Annotated in this window: 10 protein-coding genes; 7 read left to right on the top strand and 3 right to left on the bottom strand. The window is 75.0% G+C overall.

The window, feature by feature from the left end; all coding sequences use genetic code 11:
• The first annotated feature begins 23 nt into the window (after nt 1-23).
• The 4 genes from AB0P03_RS22785 to AB0P03_RS22770 all read left to right on the top strand — a co-directional run bounded on the left by AB0P03_RS22785 (nt 24) and on the right by AB0P03_RS22770 (nt 5104).
• On the top strand, nt 24-1175 hold the full coding sequence (locus tag AB0P03_RS22785; protein WP_363586472.1) for a Gfo/Idh/MocA family oxidoreductase: 1152 nt from the start codon (nt 24-26) through the stop codon (nt 1173-1175).
• Entirely contained in the window at nt 1175-2347 is a 1173-nt protein-coding gene (locus AB0P03_RS22780; RefSeq protein ID WP_363630499.1) for a dihydrodipicolinate synthase family protein, read from the top strand. Before AB0P03_RS22785 ends, AB0P03_RS22780 begins: the two co-directional genes overlap by 1 nt.
• Nucleotides 2344-3225, top strand: coding sequence for a sugar phosphate isomerase/epimerase family protein (locus tag AB0P03_RS22775; RefSeq protein ID WP_363630497.1), 882 nt, complete (start codon nt 2344-2346; stop codon nt 3223-3225). The genes AB0P03_RS22780 and AB0P03_RS22775 overlap by 4 nt, the downstream gene beginning before the upstream one ends.
• 73 nt (nt 3226-3298) lie before the next feature.
• Nucleotides 3299-5104, top strand: a complete 1806-nt coding sequence (locus AB0P03_RS22770) for a beta-galactosidase (protein WP_363630495.1) — start codon at nt 3299-3301, stop codon at nt 5102-5104.
• Between the two features lie 99 nt (nt 5105-5203).
• Here AB0P03_RS22770 and AB0P03_RS22765 read toward each other — a convergent pair whose 3' ends face one another.
• Nucleotides 5204-5995, bottom strand: a complete 792-nt coding sequence (locus tag AB0P03_RS22765) for a methyltransferase domain-containing protein (protein ID WP_363630494.1) — start codon at nt 5993-5995, stop codon at nt 5204-5206.
• Nucleotides 5996-6308: 313 nt separating this feature from the next.
• Between AB0P03_RS22765 and AB0P03_RS22760 the strand changes: the two genes are divergently transcribed.
• On the top strand, nt 6309-7400 hold the full coding sequence (locus tag AB0P03_RS22760) for an N-acetylmuramoyl-L-alanine amidase (protein ID WP_363630492.1): 1092 nt from the start codon (nt 6309-6311) through the stop codon (nt 7398-7400).
• A gap of 77 nt (nt 7401-7477) precedes the next feature.
• On the opposite strand, the gene AB0P03_RS22755 is transcribed toward AB0P03_RS22760, so the two are convergent.
• Entirely contained in the window at nt 7478-7927 is a 450-nt protein-coding gene (locus tag AB0P03_RS22755) for a helix-turn-helix transcriptional regulator (RefSeq protein WP_363630490.1), read from the bottom strand.
• 299 nt (nt 7928-8226) lie between these two features.
• Here AB0P03_RS22755 and AB0P03_RS22750 point away from each other — a divergent pair, with 299 nt between their 5' ends.
• Nucleotides 8227-9309, top strand: a complete 1083-nt coding sequence (locus tag AB0P03_RS22750) for a DUF2690 domain-containing protein (RefSeq protein WP_363630488.1) — start codon at nt 8227-8229, stop codon at nt 9307-9309.
• Nucleotides 9310-9365: 56 nt separating this feature from the next.
• A complete protein-coding gene (locus AB0P03_RS22745; protein WP_363630486.1) occupies nt 9366-9935 on the top strand; it encodes a DUF664 domain-containing protein in 570 nt (189 codons plus the stop codon).
• A gap of 38 nt (nt 9936-9973) precedes the next feature.
• Here the strand turns inward: AB0P03_RS22745 and AB0P03_RS22740 are convergent, their stop codons facing one another.
• Complete coding sequence (locus tag AB0P03_RS22740; protein ID WP_363630484.1) at nt 9974-12424, bottom strand: polysaccharide lyase 8 family protein; 2451 nt, start codon at nt 12422-12424, stop codon at nt 9974-9976.
• Nucleotides 12425-12442: the final 18 nt, after the last annotated feature.

The following is a 12442-nucleotide window of genomic DNA, read 5'->3' as shown; positions in this document are numbered from 1 at the left end:
TACCAGCTGCAAGGAGAACACCCGTGGACCGCAAGGTGATCGGCGTCGTCCTGAACGGCGTCACCGGCCGCATGGGCCACCGCCAGCACCTCGTCCGCTCGATCCTCGCCATCCGCGAGCAGGGCGGCCTCGACCTCGACGACGGCCGGGTGCTCTGGCCCGAACCCATCCTGCTCGGCCGCAACGAGGCCAAGCTGCGCGCCCTGGCCGAACGCCACGGCCTGGAGCACTGGACCACCTCGCTCGACGAGGCGCTCGCCCACCCGCTCACCGAGGTGTACTTCGACGCCCAGGTGACCCCCGCCCGGGAGGCCGCCCTGCGCGCCGCGATCGGCGCCGGCAAGCACGTCTACACCGAGAAGCCGACCGCCGAATCCCTCGACGCCGCCCTGGAGCTGGCCCGCCTCGCCCGGGCGGCCGGCGTCCGCAACGGCGTCGTCCAGGACAAGCTGTTCCTGCCCGGGCTGCGCAAGCTCAAGCGGCTGGTCGACGGCGGGTTCTTCGGCCGGATCCTGTCCGTGCGAGGCGAGTTCGGCTACTGGGTCTTCGAGGGCGACTGGCAGAGCGCCCAGCGCCCGTCCTGGAACTACCGCGCCGAGGACGGCGGCGGCGTGATCCTCGACATGTTCCCGCACTGGCGCTACGTGCTGGACAACCTCTTCGGGCCCGTCCGCACGGTGTACGCGCACACCGCCACCCACATCCCCCGCCGCGTCGACGAGCAGGGCCGGGCCTACCCCGCCACCGCCGACGACGCCGCGTACGGCGTCTTCGAGCTGGCCGGCGGCGTCGTCGCGCAGATCAACTCCTCCTGGGCGGTGCGGGTCGACCGGGACGAACTGGTCGAGTTCCAGGTCGACGGCACCGAGGGCAGCGCCGTCGCCGGGCTGCGCGAGTGCCGCGTCCAGCACCGGGCCACCACCCCCCGGCCGGTCTGGAACCCGGACCTCCCGGCCACCGACCCCTTCCGCGCCCAGTGGCAGCCGGTGCCCGCGAACGAGGAGTACGACAACGGCTTCAAGGTGCAGTGGGAGCTGTTCCTGCGCCACGTGGCGACCGGCTCCGCCTACCCGTGGGACCTCCTGGAGGGCGCCAAGGGCGTCCAACTCGCCGAACTCGGCCTGCGCTCGGCGCGCGAGGGCCGCCGCCTCGACGTCCCCGAGCTGGTGCTCTGATGGCCGAACTGGACCTGCCCGGGCACGGCCGGCTGCGGCTGCGCGAGCCCGCACCGCTCGACCTGCCCGCGCACCCGCCCGCCTCCCGCACGGCCTTCGCGGCCGCCCACGTCGTCGCCGACCCGCTCGGCGCCAACGCCGCCGGCGCCCCGGCCGCCCTGGACTGGGACGCCACCCTCGCCTTCCGCCACCGCCTCTGGTCGCTCGGCCTCGGCGTCGCCGACGCCATGGACACCGCCCAGCGCGGCATGGGCCTGGACTGGGCCGCCACCCGCGAACTCATCACCCGCTCCGGCGCGGCGGCCCGCGCCGTCGGCGGCCGGCTCGCCTGCGGTGTCGGCACCGACCAACTCACCGACCCGGCAAGCTCCTTGAGCGACATCACAGCCGCTGCCCTGAGCGAGGTGGCGGACGCCTACGAGGCGCAGCTCGCCGTGGTCGAGGCGGCCGGCGCGCAGCCCGTCCTGATGGCCAGCCGGGCCCTCAACTCCCGCGCCCGTGGCCCGGAGGACTTCCTCCGCGTCTACGACGGGCTGATCCGGCAGTCCGCCCGGCCGGTGATCCTGCACTGGCTCGGCGCCGCCTTCGACCCGGCACTGGCCGGCTACTGGGGCTCCGCCGACCTCGACGCGGCCACCGACACCGTCCTCACCCTCATCCGCGAACACCCCGGGCGGATCGACGGCATCAAGGTGTCGCTGCTGGACGCCGACCGGGAGATCGCGCTGCGCCGCGCCCTGCCCGCCGGGGTGCGGCTCTACACCGGCGACGACTTCCACTACCTCGAACTGATCAAGGGCGACGAACTCGGCCACAGCGACGCCCTGCTCGGTGTCTTCGACCCGATCGCCGGCCACGCCGCGGCAGCCCTGCACGCCCTCGACGCCGGCGACACCGCCCGCTACGACGCGCTGCTCGGCCCGACGCTTCCGCTGGCCCGGCACCTCTTCGCGGCGCCGACCTACCAGTACAAGACCGGTGTGGTCTTCCTCGCCTACCTGGCCGGCCACCAGGAGCACTTCACCATGGTGGCCGGCGCCCAGAGCGGCCGGTCCGTACCGCACCTCGTCGAACTGCTCCGACTCGCCGACGCCGCCGGGGTACTCCCCGACCCCGAGCTCGCGGCCGACCGGATGCGCCGCTACCTCGCCCTGGCCGGGTGGTCGGCGTGACCGCACCTCACCCCGCCGAACGGGGCACCGCCGCCCCCGGACTGGAACGGCTCTCGCTCAACCAGATCACCACCAAGCACTGGTCCCTGCCCGAGGCCGTCCGGGGCTGCGCGCAGGCGGGCATCCCGGCGATCGGCCTGTGGCGGGACAAGGTCGCCGAGACCGGAACGGCCCGCGCCGCCCGGCTGGTCCGCGACAGCGGCCTGACCGTCAGCAGCCTCTGCCGGGGCGGCTTCCTCACCGCCGCCGGAGCGGAGGGCCGCCGCGCCGCGCTCGACGACAACCGGCGGGCCGTCGAGGAGGCCGCCGAACTCGGCACCGACACCCTGGTGCTGGTCGCCGGAGGCCTGCCCGAGGGCAGCCGTGACCTGCCCGGCGCGCGCGCCCGGATCGCCGACCTGCTCGCCGAACTCGCCCCGTACGCAGGACAGTTCGGCGTACGGCTGGCCATCGAACCGCTGCATCCGATGTTCTGCGCCGACCGCGCCGTGGTCTCCACCCTCGGCCAGGCGCTCGACCTCGCCGCGCCGCACCCGGCCGCCCAGGTCGGCGTGGTCGTCGACAGCTACCACGTCTGGTGGGACCCGGCGCTGCCCGAACAGCTCGACCGGGCGGGCCGGGACGGCCGCATCGCCGCCTACCAGGTGTGCGACTGGACGCTGCCGCTGCCCGCCGACGTCCTGCTCGGGCGCGGCCACGTCGGCGACGGCCACATCGACTTCCGTTCCCTCACCGACCAGGTCACGGCCGCGGGCTACACCGGCTGGATCGAGGTCGAGATCTTCAACGAGCGGATCTGGGCCACCCCCGGCGCGCAGACCCTCGCCACCGTGGCCGACCGCCACCGCACCCACATGGTCGCCGCGCCGCGCCGGTAGCCGTCGGGCGTCCGCCGTTCGGCCCTGCCCTACCCTGGCAGCCCGTGCCACCCCCTCGAAAGCTGGTCACGCCATGATCGAAACGATCGAACTCGACTACGACGACTCCGGGTTCCGCCGCAACGGGGCCCCGCACCGGATCGTCGCCGGCGCCCTGCACTACTTCCGCGTCCACCCCGAGCTCTGGGACGACCGGCTGTGCCGCCTGCGCGCCCTCGGCGTCAACACCGTGGACACCTACATCCCCTGGAACTTCCACGAACTTCCCACCGGCGAGATCGACTTCACCGGCTGGCGGGACGTGGCCCGGTTCGTCCGGCTGGCCCAGCAGCACGGACTGGACGTCATCCTGCGGCCCGGCCCCTACATCTGCGCCGAATGGGAGTTCGGCGGCCTGCCCGCCCGGCTGCTCGCCGTCGACGGCCTGCGCCTGCGCTGCGCCGACCCCGCCTTCCTGGCCGCCGTGGACGGCTGGTTCGACGCCCTCGTGCCCGAGCTGGTGCCGCTGCTGGCGAGCCGCGGCGGCCCCGTCGTGGCCGTCCAGGTCGAGAACGAGTACGGCAGCTACGGCACCGACGCCGCCTACCTCGCCCACCTGCGCGACGGCCTCCTCGCGCGCGGCGTGGACTGCCTGCTGTTCACCGCCGACGGCGCCGAGGACTTCATGCAGCAGGGCGGCGCGATCCCCGGCCTGCTCGCCACCGCGACCTTCGGCTCCCGCGCCCCCGAGCGCTTCGAGGTGCTGCGCCGCCAGCAGCCCAAGGGGCCGCTCGCCGCCATGGAGTTCTGGATCGGCTGGTTCGACCGCGTCGGCGGGCCCCACCACGTCCGCGACCCGGAGGAGACCGCCCGTTCCCTGGACGCACTCCTCGCCACCGGAGCCTCCGTCAACCTCTACATGGCCCACGGCGGCACCAACTTCGGCCTCTGGTCCGGCGCCAACCACACCGGCACCAGCCCCGACACCCCGGGCTACGAGCCCACCACCACCAGCTACGACTACGACGCCCCGATCGGCGAGGCCGGCGAGCTCACCCCCAAGTTCCACGCCCTGCGCGACGTCATCGGCCGGTACCTCCCCCTGCCCGACGGCGAACTCCCCGCCGAGCCGCCCCGCCTGACCCCGCGCCGCATCGACCGCAGGACCGGCCGGGCCCGCCTGTTCGACTCCCTCGACGCGCTCGCCACCCCCCACCACCGGCCCGTCCCGGAACCCATGGAGAACCTCGGCCAGTCACTCGGCCTCATCCACTACCGCACCCGTGTCCCCGGCCCCCGCCCCACCCTGCCGCTGCGCGTCGACGGCCTCGGCGACCGCGCCCAGGTCTTCGCCGACGGCAACCCCCTCGGCACCCTCGACCGCAACGACCCCGGCGCCACCCTCCCGCTGGCCACCACGCCGGCCGGCGCCACCCTGGACATCCTGGTCGAGGCGCTCGGCCGCACCAACTACGGCCCCCAACTCGACGACCGCAAGGGCATCCGGCGCGGCGTCTCGCACGAACGCCAGCGCCTCCACGACTGGGAGATCCGCCCGCTCCCCCTCACCGACCTGAGCGGCCTGGCCTTCGACCCGGCCACCACCGCCACCGACGGCGACCCGGCCTTCCACCGCTTCGAGACCGACCTCGACACCCCCGCCGACGCCTTCCTCGCCCTCCCCGGCTGGGGCCGCGGCCTGCTCTGGCTCAACGGCTTCCTCCTCGGCCGCTACACCGACGAGGGACCGCAGCGCACCCTCTACGCCCCCGCCCCGCTCTGGCGCCCGGGCACCAACACCCTCGTCCTCCTCGAACTCACCCGCCACGGCGAGGCCCTCGACCTCCGCGACCGACCCGACCTCGGCCCCGTCACGGACGCCCCCAGCTCCGAGTTCTGAAACCCCGCCTCACCGACATCGTGACCGCCCTGCTCACCGGCTACGCCGTCGCCTCGACGACCCGGCCGGTCGGGGACTGAGCGTTCCCGCGGTGGTCGGCTACCGGCGCCGGCCCCAGCAGGTGATCAACGGGGCGGTGGTCACGTCCAGTTCGGTGTCGCGGAGGTTGGCCAGGTGCCGGTCCAGGTCGGCGGCGGTGAGGCCGGGGCCGACCAACTGGTCGCGGAGCTGACGGACCGTCGCCGCCTCCAGCTCCCGGCAGGCCGGGGAGGTGACGGGGAAGTACGCCTCGGCGGCGACGTCCGTCAGGCCCGCCTCGCGGAGCAGCCGGGGCAGGGTGCGGCCGAAGGCGAGGTCGGCGCCGCGCTCGGCGAGCCGGGCCCGGAACGCCCGGCGCACCCGGTTCGCCAGCTCCTGGTCCGGTCCGTGCTCGTCCGGGCAGGCGAGCGGTTGCAGGGCCGGGTCCGCGTCCTCCACCACCAGCCAGCCCCCGGGCCGGACCGCCGACGCCAGCCGTCGCAGCACCTCGGCCCGGTCCGGCAGGTGCACCAGCACCAGGCGGACGTGCACCAGGTCGAACAGCTCGTCGGGCAGCGGGTCGCGGGTGACGTCGTGCCGGCGGACCTCGACGCGGTCGGCGGGCAGTCCGGTCAGCCAGCTGGTGTCGAGGTCGCTGGCCAGGACCCGGCCGGTCGGCCCGACCCGCTCGGCCAGCGCCAGCGGGATCCCCGGGCCGCCCGCACCCACCTCCCAGCAGTGGTGCCCGTCGGCCGGGCCCAGCCGGTCCAGGTGCTCCAGCGTCCACGGGTCGAACAGTTCGGCGATGCCCTCGAACCGTCGACCCGCCTCCCGCTGCCGGTTGTCCAGCAGGTAGCCGCGCTCGTCGCCCATGCTCCGCGCCTCTCGGATCGCCCTTGCCCGTCGCCCCGCCCGTCGCTCGACGCGGCCGACCGCGATGGTAGGCGATCGGCGCCGGGTGCGCGAAGGCGCCCCGAGGAACGCACCCTCGCGTCTCCCGCCCCGGGCTGCGGCGTCCCGGGACGGGGGAGGGACGGCGAAGCCATGGTGGACCGGGCCTCCGCGCTCCTAGCGTGGCGGCCGACCGGTCCGACCGGTGCGGACCGCGGACCGCCCGCGGACCCGCCCGGACCCGCCCGGACCCGCCCGGACCCGCCCGCCAGCCCGCCAGCCCGCCAAGGAACAGGTGGCCCCGTTCATGTACCCCGACTTCACCCCGCCCCGCCCCGGTCGCCGCTCCTTCCTGACCGGCGCCCTCGCGGTCGGCGGCGGTGCCCTGCTCGCGTCCGCCCTGCCCGCCGGGGTGGCACGAGCCGCCGACGGGCCGACGGTCGCCGACACGGCCGCGTGGGGCGCCCGGCCCTCCAGCATCCCCGTCAACGTCCTGGCCGGGGTGCCGGACAAGGTGATCGTGCACCACACCGCGACCCCCAACGTGACGGACTACTCGCAGGCGGCCGCGTTCTCGCTGGCCCGGTCGATGCAGACGTACCAGATGGACTCCGAGGGCTGGATCGACACCGGGCAGCACTTCACCATCAGCCGCGGCGCGTACGTCCTGGAGGGCCGCCACAACAGCCTGTCCACGCTGCGCGGCGGCGCCCAGCACGTCGAGTCCGCCCACTGCACGGCGCAGAACACGGTGGCGATCGGCATCGAGAACGAGGGCACCTACACCACCGTCGACCCGCGCGGCGAGCAGTACGCGGCGCTGGTCGACCTGATCACCTACATCTGCCGCCAGTACGGGCTGCGGGCCTACCAGATCTACGGGCACCGGGACTTCAACAACACCGAGTGCCCCGGTGACCGCCTGTACGCGCTGATCCCGCAGCTGCGCCGCGACGTCGCGGCCCGCATCGGAGGAGACCCGACCGGGCCCGTGTGGCCGGTGCTCACCGGCGGGGCCTCGGGCGAGACGGTGCGGACCCTCCAGTACCTGCTGGTGCAGCACGGCGCGAGCCTGACCGTCGACGGAGCGTACGGGCCCGCCACGCAGAGCGCCGTCACGGCCTTCCAGAACCTCACGCACGCCACCGCGGACGGGATCGCGGGCAACCAGACGTGGAGCCAGGCGGTCGCGCCCCTCGCCGACGGCGCCTCGGGCGGCGCGGTGCTGGCCGTGCAGAACCAGTTGGTCGCGCACGGCATCCAGGTGGGCGTGGACGGCGCGTTCGGCCCCGGCACCCGGTCCGCGGTGACGGCCTTCCAGACCTCGGCCGGACTGCCCGCCGACGGGGTGGTGGACGCCCGCACCTGGAGCCGGCTGGTCGCCTGACCCCGTGCCCGCCGGCCCTGGCCCGGACCACCCGACGCCCCCGCGGATCCGTTGCGTCCGCGGGGGCGTCGTCGTGGTCAGCCCAAGGTCCTGTCCGGCCGGGACGGCCGGCGGCCGGTGACGGCCAGCACCAGGCCCGCCGCCAGCACCAGCACGAGGGCGATCAGCGGCCGCAGCAGGGCCGTCCGACAGCGGTGGGTCCCCGTCGGCCCGGGTGCCGGCGGCACGGCGGTGTCCGGCGGTGCGCCGACCGGTGCGCCCGCGGCGCGGCAGCCGTCCGCCCGGCGCCACAGGTCGAGCAGCCGGTCGGTGTCGCCGGCGCAGACGGAGGCGATGCTCTCCACGGCGTCGCGCGGCGGGAACTGCTTGCCGTTCACCCACCGCTCCCAGGAGGACTTCGCGTAGTGGGTGCGTTCGCTGATCCGGGCGTACGTCAGGCCCGACTCGGACTTCAGCGACCGGAGCTCCCTGGCGAGTTCGTCGGCAGGGGCTGGAGACGTGGTGTACGACGCGTGGTGGCGGTCCATGTGGCTTCTCCCCCGTTGCTCTGTACTGTGACCGTGCCCGGGCCGGGAGCCTGCCGGCGTGCCGGCCAAGGCGCGGCCCACTCTGCGGGATTCTCCGCCGATCTTCGAGCGTCTTCGGCGGTTCTGAGACGGTCCGAGGTCGTCCCACGGCCCGGAGCTGCACCTTGGGACGCCGGGGCGGAGGCATCGTGAGACGGTGTCCGGGACGCGGGCCCCGGGTGGGCGCGCCGCAGGGCGCGGCGCTCGGGGAAGCGGGCGGTGGCCGAGAGAGGTCGACCGATTAGACTGATCATCCGAAAGTGGATCAGTTTGCATCCTCCACCGACCCGCCCGAGGTACCCGCGATGAGCCAGTCCTGGAAGCCGCTCCCTGACGATCTTTCGGAACCCGCTCGGCGTCTGGCCGAGGAGCTGCGCGCGGTCAAGGACGCGCACCAGATCTCACTGGCCGAACTCGGGAAGAGGACCTACCTCAGCAAGGCCTCCTGGGAGCGCTGGCTGAACGGGAAGCGCCTGATCACCCCGCAGGCCCTGGCCGGCCTGATCGCCACGGTCGAGTGCGACGCCGATCTGCTCACCTCCCTGCTGCGGAAGGCCGAGGCCGCGCGCGACGCGGACGAGGCGCTCTCCCCCGAGGCCGCGCCCGCGCCGGCCGAAGCCCCCGCGCCCGTACCCGCACCGCCCGCCGAGGCCCCCGAGCCCCAGCCCGTACCCGCGCCCGTACCCGCACCGCCCGCCGAGGTGCCCGAGCCGGCGGCCGAAGCGCCCGACGCCGCCCCCGCCTCACCGCGGCCCGCCCCGTGGCGGCGGCCGGCGGCCGGCGTGGGAGCCGCCGTCGCCGCCGTGCTCATCCTGTTCGCGGCCCTGTACCTGCGCGGCCCGCACGGCGGCAACGGCACGGCATCGGCGGCGACGCTCCCGCCGAAGACGGCGGCGACGACGGCCGCCGGGTCCGCGCCGCTCTGCGAGGGCGTCGGCTGCGCGGGCAAGGACCCCCAGGACATGCGGTGCGACGTCGACCAGCGCACCCTGCTGACCGGCAACGTGGGCAAGGTGGTCCTCTACGTCCACTACAGCCCGCGCTGCCGGGCCGCCTGGTCGGGGATCACCGACGGCTCCCCCGGGGACAGCGCCACCATCACCACCAACCACGGCTCGCAGGAGACCGCCCTGATCCACTGGGGCTACGACAACTACTCCGTGATGGTCGACGCGAGCCCCGGCGACACCACCTTGCAGGTGTGCGGCCACCAGAAGGAGGGCGACAGCTGCACCGGCGTCGTCACCGACCTCGCCGCCCGCGCGAGCGCCCTCCCCGGCCCCCCGCCTCCGGCCGCCGCTCCCACGCCCACGCCGACACCCACGCCCACGTCCACGCTCTGAGGAGCCGCCACCATCGCGGCGAAACCCACTGGCGGCTCGGGCCCGCACGAACGAACATGGCCCGCATGAGCGACCAACCCGAGCGATGGACCCAGGCGACCGTCTACCCCGACATGTGGGCCGACCCGGACGACGACCCCCGCAACAGCGAGGGAGTCAGCCCGGACGGCGAACTCCCGACTCTAAACGACTTCCTGACGAACTACCGCCACACCCTGCGGATGAAGTGCGAGGGCCTGGAACCGGAGCAGCTGGCCCGCCGCTCCGTCCCGCCGTCGACGATGTCACTGCTCGGCCTCGTCCGGCACCTCGCCGAAGTGGAACGGGACTGGCGCGGCTGGATCAGCGACGGTGATCCGCTGCCGAAGCTCTACGGCCGGCGGGACGCGGACTTCGACGGAGCCGTCGCCGAGCAGGCCGAGGTCGACGCGGCCTTCGCCGACCTCGCCCGCGAACAGGCCGCCACCGACGCCGCCCTGGCCGCACACCCCGATCTGGGCGTGCGGCTGGGGAAGAACGGCATCGCGGTGCGAGAGCTGCTGGTGCACAGGATCGACGAGTACGCCCGTCACTGCGGGCACGCCGACCTGTTGCGCGAGTGCCTCGACGGGCGGGTCGGCCAGTGAGGCCCGTCCCGGTGCGCTGACCTCGGCGGGCGGCCCCGTCAGGCGGCGCCTCGCTGGAAGGCGGCGCCCCGCCGGAACACCGCCGACAGGCTCGCTCCCCCGGTGCCCGCCACCGCGCAGCGCAGCGCCAGCGGCCCGGAGTCCGAGAGCACCGTGATGCCGGTGCCGCCGCTCGCGAGCCGGTAGCCGTCCCGCGCCAGCGTCAGCTGGACGGTGGCCGCCTTCCGGGTGGGGTCGGCGACGGCGACGGAGAGGTCGCCGCCGTTCTCCCGGAGCAGGACGGAGCAGGGGGCGGAGACGGTCAGCGGGCCGACCGTGCCGGGGGCGAAGAAGTTGGCGAGGGTGAGTCCGAGTCCGGGCACGCTGATCGCCTGGGCGTCGGCCGTGTTGGCGAGCACGGTGGCCGTCGGGGCCGCCGCGCGGGCCGCCGCCTGGTCCGGGCCGGCCCCGGGCATCAGCACGTAGTGGTACGTCCCGTCGACGGGGTCGGTGCCGTGGTCGAGGCCGATCGACAGGTAGGTCCGGGTGATCGGGTCGGGCGCCCCGCCCCGGTTGATGTCGACCCACGCCCCGGTCCGCCGTTCGCGGGCGAGGTCGAGGGTGGCGCCGTCGGGGAACACCCAGGCGCCCGACCCGGCCAGCGCCGCCCAGCGGACGCCGTCGGCCCTCCGGCTCCAGCCGGGGTCGGCGGGCTGGCGGACGCCGTCCAGCACGAACTCCCGATCTTCGCGGGCCCCGAGGTTGCGGTGGTCGACGGTCGTGCGGACGGCGACGCCGTCGGTGCAGCCGATGCCCGCGCCGAGGCAGACGATCGAATCGTCCAGGCAGAACCAGGACTTGCGCCCGACCAGGGCGGAGCCGAGGCCCCGGACGTCCTGGCCGACCACCGACCAGTCGCCGTCGCTCGCCCCGCCCGCCCAGGCGGTCGCCGGGCGGGCCTGGCCCCAGTCGCCGCCGGCCCCGTCGGCCAGCGGGCGCGTCGACACGGTGGTGCCGGGCAGCCGGTAGGGGTCGGCGGTGGGCCAGAAGGAGTCGCTGTACTGCTCGTCGCCCTGCTCGCCGCCGTACCAGTAGAGCATTCCGCTGCCGCTGTGCCAGGCCCGCAGGTTCTCGCCGTTCCCGCACTCGTAGAAGGCGGTCCGGGACGAGGACAGGCTGAGCTGCGCGCTCCAGCCGGGCCGGCGGTGGACGGCCCGGTCCATGGTGAACACCCGGCTGCCCGTGCCCTCGTCCGCCGCCCGGGTGCCGGAGTCCGCCAGGAGGGCCTGTGCGCGGGCGAGTTCGGGGATGTCGGCGAGGACGTTGGACAGGTAGGGGAGCACCTGGTCGCGCTGGAGGGAGCCCTTCACGGCGGCGCGCCAGGCCGCCGCCTGGGCGGCCGGCACCGACCCGGAGTCGGCCAGCCGCAGGACGTCCCCGAGCAGGGCGTGACCGCGCACGTGGTCGTCCAGGCGGGCCCGCCGCGCGTCGCCGGCCTGCACGCCCCGGCTGACGGCGCGGCCCGAAACCCCGTCCATCACCAGGCCGTTGAAGAGGAACGGCAGGAACCCCCGGTCCACGGCGGTGAAGACGTTCCGCAGCGCGGGATCGGTGACGGCCCAGGGCGTTCCGGCGAGCAGGCGCAGCAGCCGGCTCAGGCTGCCGAGCAGCACCTCGCCGTAGCTGCCGGTGTACGGCACCCAGGTGTGCTGGACGAAGCTGCCGTCGGCGTAGATCCCGTCGCCGGTGGTCACATAGCGGAACACCGGTGACAGCCCCCGCTGCGCGGCGGCGACCGGGGCCGCCGAGCGGCCGATGACACCGCGCAGCGCGAGCACCCGGCACAGGTCCACCCGGTTGGCCCCGGTGCTGGTCCCGGTGTACTTGTCGACCACCGTGGACGGGACGAAGTGGTCCACGGCCGCACCGCACGCGGCCGCCCGTTCGGCCGTCAGGAGGTCGCCGAGCAGCACGCACACGTCCAGCAGCGCCTGGGGGGCGCCGATCTGCCAGTCCCACCAGTTCCCGTACGACGTGGTGGTGGCGGTGTAGGAGCGCTGGAGCACCCAGTCCAGGCCGGTCGCGACGGCGGCGCCGAGGCCGGGATCGCCCGTCGAGCCGGTGGCCGGCCGGGTGAGGGCCAGGGCCATGAGCCGAAGCCGCCCGACCGTCGACGTGACGGCGGCGGAGGCCGAGCCGACCGGCAGGTCGGGCCAGAGCGACCCGGACTGCGGGCTCAACGCGGCCTGGTGGCCCCGCGCCTGGTCGCCCAGCGCGGTGAGCGCGCGGGCGAACGGCGGCGCGGCCGGGTCGTACCCGGTGCCGGCCAGCTGCTCGGACCAGGCCGCGCGCATCGCGTCGTAGCCGTCGGCGGCCCGGGCCTCGGTGGGCCCGCCGAGCCACCACGCGGCCGCCGCGGCGGTGGCGGCGGCGCTGGTCCTGAGCAGTCCGCGCCTGCTCAGGACCGGTATCGCCGCCGGGCCACCGGTCTCCGTCCACGAGCTGTCCATCGGGCCGTCCTTCCTCGC

Origin of the sequence: Kitasatospora sp. NPDC088779 (genome assembly GCF_040685395.1) — a bacterium.
Lineage (GTDB): Bacteria > Actinomycetota > Actinomycetes > Streptomycetales > Streptomycetaceae > Kitasatospora.
Note: the sequence above shows the minus strand (reverse complement) of the source record. Positions and strands in the feature narration are given on the sequence as shown.

Excerpts from the sequence above, each read along its gene's own strand:
- AB0P03_RS22740 (WP_363630484.1), bottom strand. The coding sequence starts at position 12,424 with ATGGACAGCTCGTGGACGGAGACCGGTGGCCCGGCGGCGATACCGGTC.
- AB0P03_RS22780 (WP_363630499.1), top strand. The coding sequence starts at position 1,175 with ATGGCCGAACTGGACCTGCCCGGGCACGGCCGGCTGCGGCTGCGCGAG.
- AB0P03_RS22755 (WP_363630490.1), bottom strand. The coding sequence starts at position 7,927 with ATGGACCGCCACCACGCGTCGTACACCACGTCTCCAGCCCCTGCCGAC.
- AB0P03_RS22770 (WP_363630495.1), top strand. The coding sequence starts at position 3,299 with ATGATCGAAACGATCGAACTCGACTACGACGACTCCGGGTTCCGCCGC.
- AB0P03_RS22765 (WP_363630494.1), bottom strand. The coding sequence starts at position 5,995 with ATGGGCGACGAGCGCGGCTACCTGCTGGACAACCGGCAGCGGGAGGCG.
- AB0P03_RS22745 (WP_363630486.1), top strand. The coding sequence starts at position 9,366 with ATGGCCCGCATGAGCGACCAACCCGAGCGATGGACCCAGGCGACCGTC.